Below are 21,325 nucleotides of genomic sequence, written 5' to 3' on the forward strand. Positions count from 1 at the left end.
TTATCAACCGCTGCTGCTATTTCTTGAATTTGTGCTTCGCTCCACCTGCCACTTTGGTCAATGCCGGCGATGGCTTGAGCGATTTCTGCCTGATAGGCGTCGGTGACACTGGCTTGCAACGCGTTGAGGTCGTCGGCAAGGGCAGCTTTGGCCATTGGCGCGACTTTTAAATTCAGTTGTGTATCGACAATATCCGGTACGACAATGTTATCGACTTCGGCGGCAATATTTTGAATTTGCGCTTCGGTCCAACTGTTACCTGGATCGATGCTCTCAATAGCTCGAGCGATTGCGGTTGTATAATCATTTGTGATTGATTGCGCAAACGCCGCTAAGTCATCTTGAATTGCAGAGGACACAGCTGGCGCTACCTGAACCTCTAACGCAGTACTGACTTGTTGTTCAACTCTAGGAAATACGTATTCATCAGAAAAATAAGCTAATTTTTCGCCAAGCGATATATCAATAAAATAATCAATAGCATCTGGTAGTATTTGGTTGAGCCTAGCTTCAACTACTTGCTCAGCTGTGTACTCTAAGCTTAGGTTTATTAAACGATAGGTTTCGTCTATATAGTTTTTTACATCGCCAACAAGCGCGGGAGTTTTAAGGAGCTCAGGCTCTGGAAAATTGGCTAAATTGTCTATCGAAGACAGAGATAACGCGTTGTGAATAACAGGGCTTTGGGCAAATTGAGTTGGATTAACGCCTGAAAAAGTAACATGTCCTTTGTACTCAATATTTGCGGTAGGGCTTAGTATCTGGTTAAAAAAATTATTTACATACTGTTTAACGCTATACGCGTTGACCGCGTATTTGGCATTTTCGAGTGCACCTAAATCAACATCAAGGTTGAAAATAACGGTGTTGTGATAGGTTTGGGTTCCAAAATATTCTTGATCTTGCTCTTTAAGCTGCTTTGTTGCTGACGCGATTAATGCAGCTCGTTCCTCTTGCAAAATTTGAGAACTTAGATTCCCGTAATCTAGCGTGGTCATCTCGCAAACTCTCACTCAACTTTGCGTCTTAGTGACGCATGCTCATAAACAAAGGCGGCAATCTATACTTGCCACCTTTCCAGCGCCTACTTACTTAACCTCGAGGGCTTGTAGGGTAGAGCTTACGTAGTTCACAAAGCTCAAGGTCATGTCGATAACAGCAAGAATTGCTATATTCGATTTCCCAATCGGTCAGTGTTTTTTCTGTTGCAAAGAAAAAACGACGATTTTCAAATTTTTCTAGGCTACAACCTTGCATTTTCATGAACGCAGCTAGCCCTAAACGGTGTGTTGAGATCACCATATCAAACTCCTAATTAATCATTTTCGCTATTTGTCTCACTCACAGCTAGCATTCGCGTTTACCATCACCATGGGCCGTAGTCTCTAGCGTGCACTTTTGGATGCTCGCGTTACACCACTGCTCTAACATCTGGCGGTGGTTTGAACGCCTTCAAATCTCATCGATACAGAATGTAGATACCGTAGATCGGACGTTCTGTATCTGCGGGGTCTTTGCTTTGAGGCATCGATAGTTTTGCTCGTAACGAACTTGCACCATTGGGTATGTCAATTGGCGTGTCTTGAGCAACGACATACCAACTGTCTGTGTTATCAAGAGACACTTTTACAATTTGATCTTCATACGATGGGATGGTCGTAATCAAAAGTTGATGGGCTTTTCCATCTGGTTGACTGTCACTGGTGATGTTTACACTATTGGTGACCAGCTCTGCGTTACTTTGATTAATATGCATGACCGCATCATATGGTCTTATTGTACAATTATGGCTTTCTTGCCCGTTTACTTCATTACCCTCTTTAAAGGTGAGTAGGTTTAAATAAGGTAAACCTGAAGTCAGTGACAAGTGAGTTGAATAGCTGACGACGACATAAGGCCGCTGCAACAGCTCTCTTTTACGTAATGAACTCTCTAAAAATTCTTTATCAACCAATGTCTTACTGTTGAATTTTAATGTTCCGTATTGATCCGTACGAAAACTGTCTAACACATCTAGGTTACTATGACGGTGATCGCGACTGCCTGTTTTAACGGGAACAGTTATCGTCTTTCTATGTATGGTCATCTTTAAATGATATCCAACTTACAAGTCTCATTCTCTACTATTGTACAATTTTAGCTAATTCTAAGGCGATAGTCACTGCTGAAAAATACCTAGAATTGCATATTTATTGCAGTATGAAGGCTTTTGTACTGCCTCCCAATACATTACTAATTATGTACAATAACATATCCGTTGAAAGCACGTTTCATTGACGCCCCAGCACTAGGGTTATAGATAAACCTCAGGGTAATATGATCACCGCCCTTGGTGAAAATAACGCCTTTGTTAAACGCTTCCCAAGTTGTGCCGCCATCTAAACTGTATTCGATGTTCAGGCCTTCAGTGTCGGGTAGCATTGCGATATGAACTGCGTTCCCGTTTGCAGCATCAAGCAAATGATGGGTTACCGTCGTCAAAACCGGCGCACGGCGTCCCCCTGCAGACATATCAACCTTATAGGGGGTGTGATCAATACCAGAAGAACTATCAATATTGATCCCCTCGGTTGTTTGAAAATCATCAATGATAGCATAAGCGAGATCGTACTTTTGGGCTGCAAAACTTGCGTACGCTCTAAGTAACATGGCGTTGGTATTGCCATTACCACTTGGAATAATGTGGTTGAGCGAATCAGGATCACCAATTTTTCCTGTGGTTTGCGGTGTCGATGCTGCAACTTTTTTAACGTTAGGGTGACGTTCTCGCGCTGCTAGCTTTGCGTATAAAGCTTCTAATTCTGAAAGTATGGGATACTTTATACTGACACCCGCTTTGAGTTGCATGGGGCTAACGAGGCTGTTGTAGGTCATTAGCATCCACCAATACTCGGTATGGCCATACAAGCGGTATGAAATTAATGGCGGGTTGCCTTCATCTTCAACGATTAAATACGTACCGGCCATCGGCAGCTTTTTTATCGCTGCAAACATATATGAATCTAAGACATCATATACACCGCCCTGTTTTCCTGTTTGTTCGGTACGGTGCTTAAAGGGCATGAATTTTTCAGCTGAGTAACGGCGCTCTGTTTCTCTTTGTATGTCAATATAAAACATGCGTTATTCCTCTAAAACTAACCAACCAAAGTCAACCGTGATCTGTATCGGGTCGTCACTGGGGTTGGCGATGTGCCAATAGAGTTTGTTATTTGGGAACTCATCTTTGTTGATGAGTGTCGGGTAGCGGTTATTACCCCAGACAGTGCCGAGTGTGTCCCATACCGCGCCCTCATAACTTAAGTAACTTGGGTAAGCTAAAAACTCAAAAGGATTTGGGTCAGAAAAGTCTTTTTTACCAAATATCCTGATCAAGCATGGCGCGCTGACCTCAAGCTTGGTGAGCGTGATTGATTGGCCCATTTTGACGCTTAGGCTTTCAAACTGTTTTGGCGCTATGACTCCTGAGGTGAGTATATCTTCACGACGATATGCGGCACCACCGCCACCGCCGCCCTTGAGGATTTTAAAGTCGTTCAATAATGCCATGACAGGCCTCTGTGTTTCACGTTGTGGCTTCTAGACAAAAAGGGGCGGCTCACTCAGTGAGGCGCCCCAGTTGTTGCGTTGCTCGGGGCTTTATATTAGAAAGCCATTGCACGTAAGTTTGATACTACCGGTCGGTTAAGTGCCGAGCCATTAAGTACTAACTTTATTTGCGTTGAGGTATGCTCAAAGTTCTCTTTCGTGTAGGTATACTCAGTTCTGTCTATACCAAGCGCTTTTTCATCAGGGGATGTCATTTCAATCCAAGTGATGTTACTGGCACTTGGATCCACAGCGTAAAATACTTGTACGCTTGCATCACCTTTAAATTGGCCTTCAAAGGTAACTCGCAACGTTGACTCGGCAGCGCCAGTCATAAAGGTACGTGTACAGTAGAGGGCTTTAGATGCTTGTGAGCCAATCATCATCAGCGCTTCTGGCCACATTAATGGTGATCTATAGTGACTGTCTGACGATAAACGCGCAGAAACATTAACTTTACCCGTAAATGAGTTAGGCAAGCGGAACGGGACATTCTCGTCGAGTTCGTAGGTGACATTCTCTTCCGTCGTAAAGTTGATCTTAATGTTTGATTTATCAGAAGGGCGAATTGCACCACCTGCTACCATTAAATCAGACAATTTTTCAACTTCGAACTCGCCAAAATTAATCTCTTTTTCTAAAGAGGTAAATTCAGCTCTGAGTAAGCGGAATGTTAAATCTGCTTTTTGGTGTGGCGTCCAAGTTGTTGCGTTGGATGACGATAACATGACACCAATTTGGTAAGCTTGCTCCGTGATCACTTTTTGCTTCTCGTTGACACCGCCTAGCTCTGCAATCGCCATTTCGTGGTCAGCATCATCGGTTAATACAACAAAAGCATACTCCTGTCCCGCTTCAATATAAGTTGGGTCAAAAGTCAGACGTGTCCAGCCATAATCCTCAGGTTTGCTATAAGATTGCGGTTTACCATCGATCAGGGGATCTTCTTTAGAAGCATAAAGTCCACTGTCGTATTCAATTAACTCATCAGCATTTACCCGCACTTCAGCTAATGTTTTATCTGGAATACCAACAGTCGTATTACGTAATTGCAGCACGAGTTGCTTAGCACCGCGTTTAGTAATTTTAATATCGACCCCTGAGATAAAGTGGCTCTCATTAAGTGTGAAGGTTTGCGCTAATGGATCCCAGCGTTGGAAACCTCCAGAGAACTTAGTTTGCCACTCCTCTGTTGTAATGGTGCCCTTACCCGTGAATGACGCTTCTGCTTCAGTTGGCTCGCTGCCACCAATACCTGTGCCTTTCACTGTTACTGCTTTTCGACCTGCAGGGTACGTCTCTTTTGGGATCTTAAACTTACCTTTGAGTACGCCAGAAGCGTCTGCAATCGTCGGGGTACTGCCATCAATAGAGACGACTGGCAATACGTCACCATCAAAGGTTAAGGCTTGAATTCCTTCCCCTTCCAACATGCCTTCTAGTGTAAATTCGACGTCCAGCTCCCGTAAAAACTCAGCGGCACGAGAAGTTGAGCCTACTTTTTGTGAAGTTACATTACCTCTAAACTTAAAGCCATATACCCCATGGTTTACAACAGTACTATTAAGCGGCGGACCATCTTTTAGTTCTATTTTACTTTCTGTCCAAATATCAACGGCAGGGATAAGCGTCATTTTTGCCGGAATAGGTTTAAACGCCGAGTAAGGGTTTACCTTCATACTCCCCGTTTTTTCAACCTGCTCGACAGGACGTCCCTTATCAATGAGTACCGTATGCTGATAATCAAGAGTCCATGGTTTGGTTTCTTTAGATGTATTTAAAGAGTTTGGTTTCATATTAATAGGCAGCACAAGCTCTTCACGAGCAGGATTTATTTGTGCTATTTGTTCAATACCATCCACTTTATTGCTTGTTAGATTCGATTCTAGACCTCGGTCACGCATGTCGTCATCCAGCATAGGATCAACGAATAATCCATGAGTGGCTGATGGTGCTTGGCGACTTGTATCATTTTTTAAGCGCTCTAATGACACCAAATCGTATAAGTCAACAATACTTTGCTGCATCTTATTTAGATCGCTCATATGTACTACTTTTACACCATCACGCTTAACATCAGGTTCTTCCCACCAAGTGTGATAAATTTCAGCAAGAGAAAGCACGTTGTCAGGCAGCGCTGGAGATGCTGGTTTGGCGAAAGGTGATGATACACCACGTTTCATTATCAACTCACCATCTTTGTTTAAATACAAACGGTCGATTCTAGGTACGCGCCATTGGTAGTCGATCTGAACTTCTGTACCAGGCACTAGGCTTGTTTCGAGGCCATCTGGAGTTTCATCAGTTGTAAATGATTTTTGGATCTCTATTGCTTTACGGTCACCGGAAATACTCACTGCATGGGTGATCTCTTCATTGTGATTTAGGTCAACATAATACGAATCCTGAGGACCAGGAACACCGTCAACAGAACGCCATTTTATCGTCGAGTTACTTTCTTGGTTACCTAGAAAATCCCAATGTGTACCTTCTTCAAAGATAACTTCGCTTTCGCCAGAACCAATGTATATCTTTTCAATTGAAGTAACAGCACTTACACCAAGCTGGTCAATACCTTCAGTAGTACGGATTATTTTTTTGTGGCGTAAACTCACTTCACCATAAACAACTTCAATTTGATATACAGGACCAAAGTCTAGGTTTAGTCGGTTTGTATTCTTATTGGGGTCACTGTTTGGGTGAAAAGCTATTCTTTCACCTTGCGTCAGGTAAGTAACTGCATTGTTTTTGAAGCGGCTACGTTTATCGTGGCGTAAATCAATTTCTCTGCCGCCGACATGGGCACGACCACTTGAGATAACAAATGTTGTTGAATCTTTCAGTGGGTCAGTGAGATCACCATCTACATCGGTATTGAACTCATGTAAGCGCACATCAAGGCCATTTACAGCATAATCACCATGGGCATCCACATCATAGCGCACAATTTGTGCGACTAGCTCTTTGGCTTCATCGGATAGTAGTGCTTCCTCTTCCAGTAGTTTACCGTTAGAAACCGTATAGACAGGGTAGAAGTCGCCCACATTATCTTGCACATAATCGAGTCCCCACTTAACTGATGCGTCTGGAGAGGTAAGCTCTGAGCCACCGACATTCTCTGCGCCTGAATTATCAACCCAGACACCAAATTTAAAGGTAGCATTGTGGCTCGCTGAAATTGGCTCAGCAGTTTGCGGCACGTATAGCACGGCACCGTTGATATAGATTGCAGCAGCATCAGCGCGTAGCTTAATATCATCGCCAATCGGCTGTGACACATGCAATGAACCGCCAGAGAGTAATTGGCCGTTACGTAGTAGTGCGTTACCTAGACCCTTAACCCACTGGGCAATAGCAGAGATTAATTTAGGGTGGGCGTCGGCATCCATGTTATGGTCATCAATATCGAGTGTATTTTCATATTTAAACTCAAATAACTCTGAGATATTAATGTTGGTTAGTGTTACCACAAGGCGCAGTGAAATTGAGCCTTCAAAATAATACGTTAAGGCGTTTGAAGGTTGACCAAGCGCCAGTAGAAACGGTTCTTCAGCTGGAATGTTATCGTCTTCGCTGACGCTACCATAAAGATAAACTTCACCGATATCCATATCTTCTGTAGTTGCATTCGGAGGAATATTACAGACGAATTCGATAGAGTTTTCACTGATCACACGTCGTGATGTTATGGGGGCTTCATACCAAGTTTCGTTGGTAGACTCGCCATCGCGTGACGAATTTAAATCACCTTTTGTTGCACTGATAGCAAAATGTGTTGGGTTAATGTTCCAACCTTGTTGGTTGGCTGCGTTAATCGTCTTTGATAGACCTTCGTTCGTTATGACGCCAATAACTGCCATTTCAATTTTCCTTTATACAAGTCTCATTCGGATGTGTGTGAGTTAAACTACGGTCACACGTAAAGGGCGTACGCGCGGTACATCATTTGCGGTACCTTCAAGTTCTAGCTTAATGCGTATAGTTTCACCCGAGATATCATTTAATTCGTAGCGTCGCTCGCTAAAACCACCGCCCAGCGACATTTGCTCTACTAATGGCAGTTCCAGCCATTGTGAACCCGTTGAGTAGTACGCTGTCACTTTTGAGTCAAGGCCTGTCGCAGCATCAAATCCAACACGAACATCGACATGCTCGCCTAAGCTGATGTGACGGGTGATATAAATACCTTTTTCTTTTACACCAGCACCCACCATAGTAATCGGTGCCAGAACTTGTGGAGTTTTACCTTTGGTGCCTGATAGCTCCACCTTGACCTTCGCACGACCTGTTACCTTCTCGCCTAGGGTGATTAATGAGCCTTCTTTCAAGCGCACTTCACGATTGCTCGGCAAGGTCATCACGAGGTTAACGTCGGTTTCTGCATCTTGGCGCATGGCGTTAAACTGTGTTTGCACCAGATCTGCTTCATACAAATCAAACTCGCCCAAGTTATAGTTTCTTGTGGTTGAGGTAAACTCAGCTTCATGCAGCGTAAAACGTAGGTCAGTTTTTTGATGCGGCGTCCAAGTCACGGCATTACTTGAGCTCAATAGCACACCAATTTGAAATGGTTGCGCTGTTACCCATGCGTCAGCTCTTTCGTCATAGTCGCCTAATGTGGCCACTTCAACTTCATAGTTCGGATCATCAGACATCAGCACAATACAGTATTCAACACCACGCTCTAACAGCACAGGGTCAAAGGTAATGCGTGTTGCAGTGTTGTTTTGTGTGGTGATCGTATGAGCTTCAACACGTGTGCGACGTAATACAGTTTGTGTCGGAATGCCGTTTTCTGTCGTGCGTATGTCCACAGTTAGTGCGGTTTCACCTACTTTGGTAAACCAGACATCGGCTGCGGCTAGATACAATGTACGATCAAAAGTAAATGTCTGTGCTAATGGGTCGTAGCGCGTAATTTGTGTTAGTGATGTGGTGATCACATCTTGTACTTGAGTAACCTCAGCTTGCCCGTGTCCGGTAAAGGTCGTCGCTGCGCTGCTATTTTTGTTACCTTCCACTGTTACATCATAGGTACCCGCGGGCACATTTGATGGAATTTGGAATGAGCCGCGTACAGCCCCGTTGTGATCTGCTATCAATGTGTTAGACATGTCTCATTCTCTCTTTATTAGCCTAAGTTGCCATGGTTTGTGTGGCTGATAACCTCAGCACGGTTTTGTTGGCTAAATGAACCCAGGCCCCATGAACAAGGACGTCTAAATACCGCTAGGCGGGAGTCCTTACTTAAATCAATCAGATATTTAGATGACGCTTTTAGCTCACTTTCTCCAGCCTCGCTAGTCCAACATTCAATGATGTCACCTTGACGGCGCACGCGGACTAACATCCCTTCTGGGAATGCTGACCAAGCCGCCCCATTATTGTTACGCACATCGGTATTTTTTGAGCGAGAAATCTCAGTGGCATCGGCTGAGCGATAATCTTTAATAATGGCCCAGCGCAAATCGTTCTCGCCTTTGTCTTGGTTTCGAACAGCACTGAGGGTATGCTCTTTACCGTCAACTTTGATCCGAGCAATAACGATACCCATGCGGTCATTGTCGTTATCAAGGCCTGTGAAACGGGCGGTTACATCAAAGTTATCAAATGTATTGGTTGAAAGCAGCATTGCCCAAGAGGTTGAATTAAATCGATATTGAAGATGGCCGTTCGATACAGACCACGCAGAACTTTCATTACCAACTTGCCCATTAGTAGAAGGGTTGCTGCGCTCCCAGTTAAGGATTGCATGCTGTGCGCCTTCAAACAGTGGGCGTGTATCTAATCGTCTGTTGTCGCCAATTAGCAGTGTTTTGTCAACCGCTGGGAGGCCGTATTCACCAACAGAATCTGTTACATCTTTGCTCCCAAAGCGAATATTTCTTACCGCTTCACCTGGCTTAAAGCCTTGCAGGTCAAAGCTAACGCGCAGACTACGTAAGTTAGGCAAATCTTCTACACGCATGGTCGTGGATGAGCTCACATTTCGAGAATTAGTGACTGTGGCAACACTACCACTACCAAAACGCTGTCTGAAATCAGAGGCGCGCATACGTTGACGCGACGCAATGACGGTACGACTAATGGAAGTTCTTAGGTTTGTTTGTACTGTCCAATTATCGATCGCCGGAGAAATTGTCAGCTTCGGTGGAATTGGGTCAAATGCCGCATATGGATTGACCTTCATGGCCCCTGTACTGGCATTTTGAGAGACAATTTCTTTTAAAGTATACGGTAAGCAGGCTAGACCCTGTGGTGCATCTTCTTGGCTGATTGACTTGGTATCTATGGTATTGACATCAAATGCCAAGGTGAGCTCTTGGTTCTGTGCATCGACCATTGCGGTTTGTGTAGCGCCACCATCACGATAGTCATCGCTGATGAATGGGTCAACAAACATACCTTTTGTAGTACGTGGATCGTCCGAGTTCGCAAGGCGTTCAACGCGCTCAACAGCCAACATATCAAACAGTTGTGAAATATGGTTGCGCATTTCGTTTAATTCGGACGCTTTGAGTGCCACCACGCCTGAGTCTTCGATCTGAGGGTTAACTCCCGCAGTCCAATGGTGGCGAATTTCAGCAAGCTGTAGGGCGCCGGCCGGTACTGCTGGGGTAGTCAATGAACGAGTGTCCCCTTTGCCTTTAACGCGTTCTATTTGCCCTGTGCGATTTAAGATAACCAAGTCTTTTCTTGGTAGCAGCGTTTCATAACTGACTAAGAAATGGGAATCTTCGACCGCATCTTGCAATGTAAAACCGGCTGCACTGATGTCGTTGGTGGGCACTGTTTCTGTTTTGGTAAATTGGACTTCGATGAAATAGTGCGCATCCATCGTAGGCGCTTGAGTTCCACTTCTAGACCAGTCTATAAAAGATCCAGATATGTCAAAGTGTACGCCTTCACGGTATTGTCGGCCGTCACCATATACGGCGATTATTTTAGTAGGGTTTTCTACAACAAAGTCACGTGTAGCGCTAAATTGGCCTCTTCGCACTCGGAATACTTGCTGTTTGGTGTAATCAACCCTAATAGGCTTGTCAGTTGCAACGGGTTGCTCAAAAAGAGATACACCCATAATCCCCTTAGCATCAGGCTTAAATGTATGTCGCTCGGCAGCAACCGGCGCGGTATCAGGGTCAAAGTACTCTTTTATCTCAACGGTTTTATGTTGTTTTATTTCTGTGCCGTCGATATGGGCTTTGCCTTCAGAAACTTGAATAACATAAGAACTATCGTCGGTTTCGGTTATTGTTGCTTTTAGACCATTGACCACATAAGAGCCATTAGCATCTCTGTCATAACGAACAATGGCGCTAGACACTGGCTCTTGTACAATTTCACCTTTTACAACCGTTTTGAGATAACCATCTTCGACAACATGAATTTCATAGTAACGCGTGCCAGCGCTTTGATGGCGAGTGCCCCATTTTAGCGTTTTCTCTTGTGTGTCTGTATCGGTTGAGAGCCAAACACCCACTCCCATCACGCCACTCAAAGGTATGATCACTTCGCCTGCAGGCACCGTGTAAAGTACGCCCTTGTGGTAAAAACGCGCTGAATCTACTTTGCATCGTCCTGTTGCACGATCAATATACATAGAGCCACCACTGGCAAGCTGACCATCCACTAGGATAGTTTCACCCAGCGCTTTAATTTGATCGGTGAGCGTGCCGAATAATTCTTGGTGAGCGGTTGCATCGGTGTTATGTTCTTCAATCGAGCGATGGCCTGTGTATTTAAATTCAAATACTTGTGATGCTTGAATATTGGCAAGCGTGACGTGCATGCGCAGCGTGATAGAGCCATCTTTAAAATAAGTGACGTTATCGCTTGGGTGACCGATCGCCAGCAAAAACTCCGACCCTTCGTCTGGATTTTCACCGAACAGGTAAATCTCTTTGATGTGCTGATCTGTTTCGGTTACCTGTGGAGGTATTGTACAAACAAACTGAATGGTATTTTCAGAAACCACAGTTTGATCTGTGATGTGTGCGTCATACCAAGTGACATTTGTATCAGTTCGCTTTGCACTCAACTCCCCGTCTTGTGCCGAAATACCAAACCGTGTTGGGAAAATCGACCAGCCCTGGTTCGATGATGCCTTTACAGCTTCGGCAAGACCTTTATTGGTCACAATGCCTGTTATAGCCATGGAATAATCCCCTCAATTTTCATTTTGGTGGCGTTTGGGATAGGCCACCTACAAGTCTCAAGACATAAGTCTGTGTTAATACTACCACTGTTGTACAATGTGGCGCTAGCGTAAAGCGAAAAGGAGTGAAAAAAGAATATAGACTGTTACTCTTGCTTCAAACCAATTAGCGAATTTGTCTCAGTGCTACCATGTGTTATCGTCATGATTTTATGTACGTACCATAGAACCTAACATGTTAATTCTGATGCTTTTTATTCATTCACAATACATGATTCGGCTAGTCTGGCGGCACACTGTGTATGTTACCCGAAAACTCTCGGTCCAATTGTCCGACTATCATGCACATTAAAGGTGAAGGTAAAGAGCTTCTAAGTGTCTGTGCTACTATGCCTTTTGTGCCTACGATGTTGGCATTAAGTGTGACTGTAAGGGTTTGCTCCTGTTCTCTTTCTTTCGTGTAGCCAAGCAAATCTTGATGAACCAAGCCAACCACACTGGTAACGATAGGGCTGACAGTGTAGCCATAAAATTGACTGAGTCCGACACCTGCCATGCCAAACAACACGCTTGTTGATGTGGCACCTGGAATTTCTCGGTCTGTGAGCACGTTGACGGCTGTGTTAATTTCTGTACTTACTGAGCAAGTATACTCTTGTACAATACTCGTCATGGTGGCTAAGTACTCACGCTCCAATAGACCTCTGACATCTAGCATCACTGGAGAGGCGACACTTCCTTCGAGCGTATGATTTGCGCGATAATGCACCCCCAACACCAGTGGTGATTGTACTGTCCCATCGAGGGTTTGATGAGGTAGAATGTTGTATGCGGTGCGTAGTTTTTCATCAACAAAATTGATGAGTAGTGCAAAGTCACTCATCACCGGGTAAACGTATTGACGCAAAAAGAGTCTCAGTGCTTGCAGTGCATTGCCTGTCAACTTATCGTTGTTTTTGGTCAGATCGACTTCCGCGCGATAGGTCATTTCATCAGCGGTTTCGCCTGTCGGATCATCTTCCCACCACTCAAACAGTTGTACGTATTCTTTAAGCTCAAGCAAATCGAGCATCAGCTCAACCCCTTTTCTGGAGCCTTTTAGCTGGTGAATGGCCGTTAAAAATGAGCGCACCAGTGCTACATCTAGAGGACTCATGTTCAACGCATCGGTGAGATATTGATACCCGAACTCAGAAATAATTTGACTGTTTCGGTTGCGACTTAGGTCAAGGTCTTCTTGGGTGTATTTTTTGCCTTGAATAACCCACTCAAACCCTTCGGCAGCTGATTGAATTCGGTACTTAAAACCCGGTTCTAACGCATACAAATCGGAGTTTCGTAAGTCGTTGAATTGGTATACTAAGCCCAGTGTCTCGCATTTGATGGAATCAATTGGAACTGGATGGCCATGAGACAAACCCAAATACTCAAAACGTACAGGTGCAGCACACTTTATTTCATATAGGGCATTTTCTTCGAAATAGCCCTCTTTCATGTTGCGTTGTAACGGTGTAATTTGCTTGATGTATTCGACTGCCTCATCGGCAACGATGTGGCTGATGGGCTCTAGTGATAGTGCTTGTGCGATGAATTGATGTGTACCTGTGCCAAAACTCAATTCAGCGACTTGTCGTTTAATCAGCGGTTCATCCATGTACACACTGGGTTCAATGATGGTGTCGTTTGGGTAACCTGTGATTTGAAATATGTCTGAGGCAGGTTGTTTGGCTAGCACTAAGTAAGTGGCGTACTTATCCCTAATTGCTTCCAAATGTTCTTGAACATTGTTTGTCCGCTCAAAATAGATATGTTCTAGGGCGTCGATCACGTCTTTAAATAGCGGCTTATTTCGCAGCTTTTCCGGTACTAACCCTTGAATATCAATAAAAGAATTTTGCATCTCACTCTCCATATGCACTAACGCTGAGCGGGACCTGAAGTCGCTTCAAAGCTTTTACTTGAGTCATATAGCGACACACGTGGCATGAATTTGAAATACTCACTCCAAGCAATGTTAAGTGGTTGCCATTGCTCCAGTTCTTCATCGCTGAGATCGGGGGCTGGGAGCACTTCTATGCGCACGGCCTTGGCGTAAGGGAGATCAGCTAGAATGGCACTTTCTACGTCAAAAGAATCTAGCTTTAGACCTAAGCGGTTTTCAAATTGAGCCAAAGATTGGAGCACATCGATATCAATCGAAGAGGGGAGTTGATTACCTTTTTTAGGGATGATCTGTACTTCTAAGATCACTTCTACAACACGACCACTTACCAATACTGGCGGTGTTACACCCATCGGGCGATTTTCTTCCGGTGCGACCTGTGCTATTACGTTTTCTTTTTCCGCTTCGGTGAGAGGCTGCTCGGTGTCAATAATATAGGCGATCATTTGCTTTGCTGAATCTAAATCTTTAGCTCGTACATCAATGGCATTTGGGAGCACTTCAGTGATGCGCTTCATATAGTCGTGACGGCCTCTTATCACACGCCCGGTTTCGTGGCGAAGCGGGCCTTTTACCTGTATCTCGCCGACGGTATCTGGACCTTGATAGCGACTCGCGATCGCCACGTTCTCTAACGTGCCGACTTCTAGGTTAATATTGGTCAACTGCACGCGCTTGTTTTCATGCAGTTGAATATACAGTAGTGACAATTCATATCCGGCCCTGAACTTATCGGTATCTGCTAGGTAGTCATTAATAGCCATTACATCAATGGAACCCACCGTGTTGGTGATACAAACATATTTGCCATTGATCAGATCTATGACATCTTCACTGTGCGGCACGGCTTTATTGTTGAGCTTTAATTCAAAGTGCTCGCTGACATTTTCTTCTGTAAATCTAAATACTTGCGGTTTAGAGGTAGGCAATATGATAGATGTTGTGGCAAGTTGTCCAATGGCAACATCGATTTGTGTCGGTAGTGCATTTTCACTGCTTGGCGGAGAAATCGTATAATCTCCCAATGAGAGTAAATCATATACGCCAGACTCATCTTCGTATTCACCGACTTTGTCGAACTTTTTGATAGTGGTGACACTTGAGGTGTAAATGGATAAACGCAGGCTCACGTTGCTACCACGATATGCAGAGTAGCCAAGAGGCCCCGCGATTGCGCGAGCTGAGCTTTCTAAATGAGTTTCGTGTAGGTATGCCTCTCGTCGATTTGCAAGTGCAGAATATGTGGTAAATGAACCGACTGCAGAGAGTAATTCTAGAATAATTTGCCCGGTACCAAATTTGTAAAAGTCGCGCCAAGCACCATCGGTTTCGGAGTATTTTTCTTCTAATTTGCCGGTGAGATCGTTCAGTATTTGTTCGTAGCTGAACGAGTCAGGCTGGATCAAGTCTTGTGACATGGGGCATTACCTCGTGTTAATCTTTGGTCTGCAGTTTTTTTGTGAAGGTAAAGGTTCTATCACCTAAGCCTTTGATACTATAAAGTAAGTTCACAGAGTAAATATGCTCGTCAGGTATCATCTCCACGTTTAAAGACATGATAACGACGCGTGGTTCAAACTGGGTGATGGCATTATTCAGCCTGTGTTGAATATTAAAAGCAATCTCGTCATCCATTATTTCAAACAATAGATGTTCAATATCCATCCCGTATTCTGGATGGAATACGCGCTCACCGAGACGTGTATTAAATAGGTTATTTAATGCTTGCTGTACGGACTCTTCGTCAGAGACGAGATGTTCAGTAAACATATCACATTGATTAACGTCACTATATAACGCCATTTAAAAACTCCAATATCTAGTCTCATTAGAAGCACATTGTACAATTTATCTGATTGGCGCGTTTATCTAGGCCGTTTTGACTTTACTGGCACCTGACACTATGACGCCAATATTACACCCTGTCACCAAGTCAGTGATCCGAGCATCATTTTTTTTCTCAGCCCTAGTAAACCCTGACGCTGTGACAATAACGCCCTTGTGACCACATGAAGATGAGGTAATATCGCCGAACCGTGCTTTTGGTTTACCCTGTGCAATGACGGTCTTTGCGCCTCGGCGTAAAATTGTCCCTGTCATTGGAATGGGGGTTGGGTGACATACACAAATGCCAACCCACCTGTCACCTAGTCGCGCGTTGTTTAGTGCTGGTAATACCATAATAAACCTCTCGTAGCGGAAAGTTAATAATATTGTACAATAATCACTGAGCGTCTACTCTGGAAATCAACTCAAACTGAATTTCTTGGCCAAATGTAATTAAGCCAAGCTCAAGCTCTGCAAACTCGGCTCTGTCAAAATGGAGTTGATCCCACGGTGTGTCAGTGTTTACCTCTCTTGCCAGCACGCTGAAGCCTGAGTCATCGCTGATGAGTTTCAGCTCTACTCCTTCTATTTCTGACCAAGTTTGAAACGATTGGCCGCTGCTATTATCTTCCAAAGGTACGTAGTCGGTTGGTGTGTTGAAGGTGACTTGATCAACAGCCACACTCATTACGCCGCCAATGCCTCTTTTAACAATACTGATCAGTTGTTCCTCATGGTCATAGCCTAGGCAAAAACCGGCAGCGTATCGATGCAGCGCCGTGCTTTTTAGATGCACGGTTAAACTCCCTCGCCAATCTGGATCGTTAATATCATTATACAAATAGTATCCGCGCCGATAGTAGCTCGAATCACTCAGCACCACTTCGTTTTCGCCGAGCCACTGCCATTCACCACGCAAAGCGCGCCAGCTATGAGATGAAAAGTCCACTGACGGGGTTGGCTCGTTAGGCTGCACCGAGTCGTTAGCGATAAAGCGTTCAATCTCGGTCTCTAGTTTTTGCTGTGCAGGCCCACTGAGCGCTTGCTTTGATTCAATCAATCGCTCTGAGAGTTGAGTGGCATGTCTTGCCTTATTGGTGGCCCAGAGTCCAATGTCTTCATCGTCAATTGAACCGTCTTCAAGTCCTGCTTGGAGTTGCTGAATATTAAAATAATTTTGCTTTATGTCTTGACTGTAGGTGGCCACAGCAGTGAAGCAGTGCTCAAATGGAGAATTAGGCTCCGTGAGCTGGCCTATTTCCATCATTAGTTGCGCTAAATGTTGCATGGCGGTTGACAGCAACTCATTGACTATTTTTGCAAAATCGAGCAGCTCTTGAGTGATATTTTTTAATGAATACAAAGTATTACGAATATTCGTGAGCTGCGAAGCAATAGCATTACAATCAGACAGTTGGGTAAGTTCGAAAAGCGGCGCCCGTAGTGGCTCGAAATACTCCCCGTTGGCAATTGAAGCAAATAAGCGGCTCATTCCGCCAATCGTTTGATAAAGAAATTCGTCATTGGATATCTCTACCGCGCGTCCATTGGTGCTCATGGCAGTGTAAAATGTGCCCAATTGGCGCATTTGCGACTTCATGTCGTTGCTGATTGTATTAATATCTGCGATGAGCTGCTGTCGTGTGTTGACAATACTGATGTCACAAAGCGTTTGTAAATCTGGATGGGCGTTCAACACTTGTGTGCTTAGCTCATTTAAGCGCTGGCTGATGCCATCAGGTAGCTGATCCGTCATAGTCGTTTCTCAAGTCTCATTTAAAAAGCGTAATTATGCTAACATCGATTTTGCTCGCGTATGAGCAGCTTAATTATATATTGTACAATAGTGAGAAGGGAGGATAAATCCTCATTTCATTAGTTCTCAGTAATTTTTGGTGCCTTCAATGCGATTTGTGTGCCTGCATTGTGTGTTTCTGTTTTGCCTGTTTTGTAGCTAAGATTTTTGCCAACTTTATAGTTTGCATTTTGTGCTATGCGATAATCGAGGTTCTTACCCACGTTCATAAAGAGATCTTTATCTATGACCCAGTCCATCGAGCCTGTTACGTGCCAGCCCCGTTTGGTTTTAGCAAGACTCGATGAGCCGCTGCCACCTTCAAGTAGCATAAATCCGGTATTACTCACATTAGCTGCGTTGACTTCACTGAGCATGTGGACACCCTTGAGAGACAGTGCCTTACCGAATTTATCTTTACCGATAGTGCCCATCGCTGCAGAAACGCTACCTTTACCTGAAAAAATATTGCCAGAACCTTGATAGTGGCCACCACTGATAGTGAGATCGCCGCCCACGGTATTACCTTGTAAAGTAGTGTTTGCACCATCAGCAACGCTAATGTTTTTTCCTACGTTGACACCACTCATTGTTAACGAGGAGGTTTTGGATGCGGTTAATGACTGGCTTAAAGATCCGCCCTCTATGTTCAAGCTGCCTTGGTTGAGTAAAATATCAGTATCTGAGCTGGTTATATTTACCATCGATAGCGCGCTTGAGCACTTGGTTAGGTTTAGGGCATTGGTGTCACCTTGCACTTTACCGCCGTCAATGCGCACAATGCTCTCTGTTATTGTGTACGCTACTTTTTGGCTTTTTACGTCGCTATTGTAACTCAACAAGGAACTGTTGTTGGATAATATGATTGCAGTGTCGCTCCCTGAAGCTTCCAAATTGGCATTGTGTAGTTCTACTTTACAGGCTGTCCCATCGATAATGCTTTGGGTCGCTTTTATCGAAGCATGCTGCACCTGCAACACTCCGTTTTTACCCGATAACACATTACTGGCGCTGCATTGCGTGTTGTGACCGATATACACTTTGCTATCGTCACAGCCTGACATGATGCCACTATCGGCTGATGAGTTAACTTTGATAGTAGAATTGATCGCCGACAACACTGGACCTTGCAGATCTTTAAAGAGCCATTTATCGACTTCTAAATTACTTGAATGCAGTGTAATGGCAACTTGGTTGGCGGACTTGGCAACAGTTGCACCCGCATTTATCTTTGCGCCATGATGTTGGGATAATATATGGCTACAGTTGTTGAACAATATCGCTTGGCTATTGTTCATAGTGAGGTCAGTACCATGGAATTGAAAGCGACAGTGTTTTGAGTTTTTGGCAAAAAATGTCCCCACAGGCAGTACTTTGGCATGAGGTCCCATGGAAAAGCTCATGGTAATGTGCTCACAATCCAATACATTATGCTCTGTGATCCAATCCTTAGTTTGTAACATAGTGACGGCCCCAAAGCGGCATTTAGACATGTTGCCGTTCCAACTAGACAGACCATTTAAACTGATAAAAAAGTGCTCGCTGTCTTTGATGTTTTCTAATGTGCTATCAATGAAAATAAAGCGGATCTTTGCATCAGGACTTTGGTTTTTCATTTTCCCTTGAATAGCGGCAATAGAGCTATTACGCAAAATAATAGTTGCCGGCGTTTCATAATTTAATGATTGTATTGTACAACCATTGAGTTGATAGGTGCCGTCTTTATCTATATTTAAATTACCGGCTTTACCGTGCAAACTGAAAGTTGGGTATTTAAGTGAACGCTCAGTTGCAAATATGGGAGCTGAGCTTTGTTGTTCGTTAAATATTCCTGTTGTCAGATGATCAATGGCGTTACCTGTTTCAAGCTGTGCAGGCTTGAGATCGGCAGGGTAGGGATTGTTGTCAATGACACCCGCTTCTACATCCTTACGATGCAGTATTCTGTTGGGATGTGTCATGATTTATCTCCTTTTGGATTGCCTTGACCTATGATTTGATTGATTATGTTTTCAAAACCAATGCCATTTTGTGCCGTTGCGACATCCACTCCGTTGCTTGCTAGCAATGAAATAGCATCCGCACTGTTGATCATCAAAGAAGGTGTATTAAGAAAGATACCGTTTTTAGTTATAGTGAGTTCAACCCCCGCAAAGCTTGCATAAAGCTTTTGGTTTTCTCTATCAAACTCAACTAAGGTGCCATGTGGATCGCTGAGTAAAGTGACACTGCGTTCATTATCGTTAAATGTCTGACTGCCATCTTGCTGACGCGACTCCTTGAATGATAGACCTGGTGCGTGACTGGTAATAGATTTATTGCCATGAGCATCTGCTTCGCCATATCGATGAGGATACTCACTTTGAAAATCCGTTGGGCGCGTTTGGCGGTTACTGACGCGCCAACGGTATACTGGGTGGTAGATACTCTTTTCTGGAAATTCAACTAATACCGTAGAGTGTAGCTCTGGTACATACATGCTGCTGCCAAACGCATTATTGCCAAGGTGTGCGGGTAATTGAGGATAGCACCAAGGTAAATCATCGATATCGATAAACTTGCTATCCATGAGGCCTTCAATAGAAACTTTGACTCTACCTAACATTCTGGGGTCTTTTACATCAACCACAGTCCCTTCGTATTGGCGTTGAAGAGCATTTCTCGGACGTAGCCAATCAGATTGTTTTATTAGCCCCATTAGCGTATCTCTCCAGCAATATCTTCATGAGTTTCACGGCTAAGCTCAACGGTCGTGACGATGTGATTGTTGGCAAATTTGCGACTTAGTTTACTGATAATATATAAACCTGTGTGGGTCTCGTCAGTGGCAGCATTGGTGCTGTCTGGTTCTAAGAAAGAGACAAGATCCAGTACGCGCATCTGTGGGTGTAGTTGATCAGAATACGAAAGCGTTACGGTGACGGTACTAAATAGCGCCAGCGATGTGATGTTTTGTTGGTGTGCATGCCAGTATTTGGGGTGCACATTGTCGTTCAGCCATTGCGGTGTGCTGCGCCTACCATCGATATCTGAGCGTCGCGGAAATAAATTTGATTTGGTGAGCTTTGGCGTAGGCATTTCGAGTAATTCCTCGTATTCACCCAAGTCCCTATCAGTGATGTCTACTCGATTGCCATAACCTAACCAATGGTTGATAAAACCACTATTGGTATTGATTGTATATTCACCGCTATACCAAATGTTTTTGTCGTCTGCATTGTCCTTCACGTTTGGTAAAAACGCCCAATTAGGCTGTGCTTTGCTGACCAAGGTTTTTAAATCTCGAATACGAAAATCTCCGTTGGTACAAGGAGCAAGCATGAGCATAGAGTCTGGTAAGTTAGCATGAAGCCAGATGTCAGAAATAAATTTTTTATCGGTATCATTTGGTTGCAACCAAACTTGTCGGTCTTGTGACTTAGCGAGATTGCTATCTACCTTTTTGAAATGCGTTTTGGCAATCGTGGTAATTGCTTCTATTGCCGATTTTTCTTTTAGCGCCCTTTGGCGATGCTCTGCCAAATAGGACATTGCCGCATAAATTCCGGTAAATTTAATAAGGTAGTGGCTCGCAATGCGCTTTACCATGACGTTAGTGACTTGAAATGACGTCACAACCCCATCACTGTCATCTTCGTTGCGACGAAACATGACATTGAGTCTATTACCTTCGTGAAACAAAGCCCTGACTTTTTTATCACGACAGATCAGCGTTGCGCTGATTGTTGGTAAGGCGGTACCTACGGTCTCTATCATCTCAATTTCTTGGATATCTAGGTTACCTTGAGAATCGGCCAAAGATACACCGCCAATTTCGAGGTTTAACTCGTATTGACCTTCAATTTTCAACATACTTATCAAGTCTCATTAGGTGCTGGAAAACCAACTGTGTGAATTAATTCGTCTGTATGCTAGCTTACTGCGTTGAATAAGGATAGTAATTTATATTGTACAATAGTTGTTGCCAAGGATCACCTGTTTCAGCTTTATTATGTCAGTGAATAATAATTGTGTT

The 21,325-nt window shown here is 44.0% G+C and carries 16 protein-coding genes; all 16 read right to left on the bottom strand.

The window, feature by feature from the left end; translation table 11 throughout:
* On the bottom strand, positions 1-998 hold a 998-nt coding region (locus HUZ36_RS13925; protein WP_176033169.1), incomplete at its 3' end, for a hypothetical protein.
* Between the two features lie 94 nt (positions 999-1,092).
* Positions 1,093-1,302, bottom strand: a complete 210-nt coding sequence (locus HUZ36_RS13930; RefSeq protein ID WP_125251867.1) for a hypothetical protein — start codon at positions 1,300-1,302, stop codon at positions 1,093-1,095.
* A 157-nt stretch (positions 1,303-1,459) separates the two neighbouring features.
* Positions 1,460-2,086, bottom strand: coding sequence for a hypothetical protein (locus HUZ36_RS13935; protein WP_128730760.1), 627 nt, complete (start codon positions 2,084-2,086; stop codon positions 1,460-1,462).
* A 146-nt stretch (positions 2,087-2,232) separates the two neighbouring features.
* On the bottom strand, positions 2,233-3,120 hold the full coding sequence (locus HUZ36_RS13940; protein ID WP_125251869.1) for a hypothetical protein: 888 nt from the start codon (positions 3,118-3,120) through the stop codon (positions 2,233-2,235).
* Positions 3,121-3,123: 3 nt separating this feature from the next.
* Entirely contained in the window at positions 3,124-3,549 is a 426-nt protein-coding gene (locus HUZ36_RS13945; RefSeq protein ID WP_147390438.1) for a hypothetical protein, read from the bottom strand.
* A 95-nt stretch (positions 3,550-3,644) separates the two neighbouring features.
* Positions 3,645-7,448 (bottom strand): DUF4815 domain-containing protein, encoded by a 3,804-nt coding sequence (locus HUZ36_RS13950; RefSeq protein WP_176033170.1) that lies wholly within the window; start codon positions 7,446-7,448, stop codon positions 3,645-3,647.
* A gap of 42 nt (positions 7,449-7,490) precedes the next feature.
* Positions 7,491-8,702, bottom strand: coding sequence for a hypothetical protein (locus HUZ36_RS13955; protein ID WP_176033171.1), 1,212 nt, complete (start codon positions 8,700-8,702; stop codon positions 7,491-7,493).
* 17 nt (positions 8,703-8,719) lie between these two features.
* Positions 8,720-11,746 (bottom strand): DUF4815 domain-containing protein, encoded by a 3,027-nt coding sequence (locus HUZ36_RS13960; protein ID WP_176033172.1) that lies wholly within the window; start codon positions 11,744-11,746, stop codon positions 8,720-8,722.
* A gap of 280 nt (positions 11,747-12,026) precedes the next feature.
* On the bottom strand, positions 12,027-13,646 hold the full coding sequence (locus tag HUZ36_RS13965) for a phage tail protein (RefSeq protein WP_176033173.1): 1,620 nt from the start codon (positions 13,644-13,646) through the stop codon (positions 12,027-12,029).
* Positions 13,647-13,663: 17 nt separating this feature from the next.
* The gene (locus tag HUZ36_RS13970) at positions 13,664-15,106 is read right to left on the bottom strand and encodes a hypothetical protein (RefSeq protein WP_176033174.1); all 1,443 of its coding nucleotides are present in this window, start codon (positions 15,104-15,106) and stop codon (positions 13,664-13,666) included.
* 16 nt (positions 15,107-15,122) lie between these two features.
* Complete coding sequence (locus HUZ36_RS13975; RefSeq protein WP_125251876.1) at positions 15,123-15,491, bottom strand: GPW/gp25 family protein; 369 nt, start codon at positions 15,489-15,491, stop codon at positions 15,123-15,125.
* Positions 15,492-15,557: 66 nt separating this feature from the next.
* Positions 15,558-15,869 (bottom strand): PAAR domain-containing protein, encoded by a 312-nt coding sequence (locus tag HUZ36_RS13980; protein WP_125251877.1) that lies wholly within the window; start codon positions 15,867-15,869, stop codon positions 15,558-15,560.
* A 43-nt stretch (positions 15,870-15,912) separates the two neighbouring features.
* Entirely contained in the window at positions 15,913-17,271 is a 1,359-nt protein-coding gene (locus tag HUZ36_RS13985) for a hypothetical protein (RefSeq protein WP_176033175.1), read from the bottom strand.
* A 119-nt stretch (positions 17,272-17,390) separates the two neighbouring features.
* On the bottom strand, positions 17,391-19,271 hold the full coding sequence (locus HUZ36_RS13990) for a hypothetical protein (protein ID WP_147390431.1): 1,881 nt from the start codon (positions 19,269-19,271) through the stop codon (positions 17,391-17,393).
* Positions 19,268-20,008 (bottom strand): phage baseplate assembly protein V, encoded by a 741-nt coding sequence (locus HUZ36_RS13995; RefSeq protein WP_128730751.1) that lies wholly within the window; start codon positions 20,006-20,008, stop codon positions 19,268-19,270. The genes HUZ36_RS13990 and HUZ36_RS13995 overlap by 4 nt, the downstream gene beginning before the upstream one ends.
* Positions 20,008-21,162, bottom strand: a complete 1,155-nt coding sequence (locus HUZ36_RS14000) for a hypothetical protein (protein WP_176033176.1) — start codon at positions 21,160-21,162, stop codon at positions 20,008-20,010. The genes HUZ36_RS13995 and HUZ36_RS14000 overlap by 1 nt, the downstream gene beginning before the upstream one ends.
* Positions 21,163-21,325: the final 163 nt, after the last annotated feature.

The sequence above is a fragment of the Pseudoalteromonas sp. McH1-7 genome, from assembly GCF_013366255.1.
Taxonomy (GTDB): domain Bacteria; phylum Pseudomonadota; class Gammaproteobacteria; order Enterobacterales; family Alteromonadaceae; genus Pseudoalteromonas; species Pseudoalteromonas peptidolytica.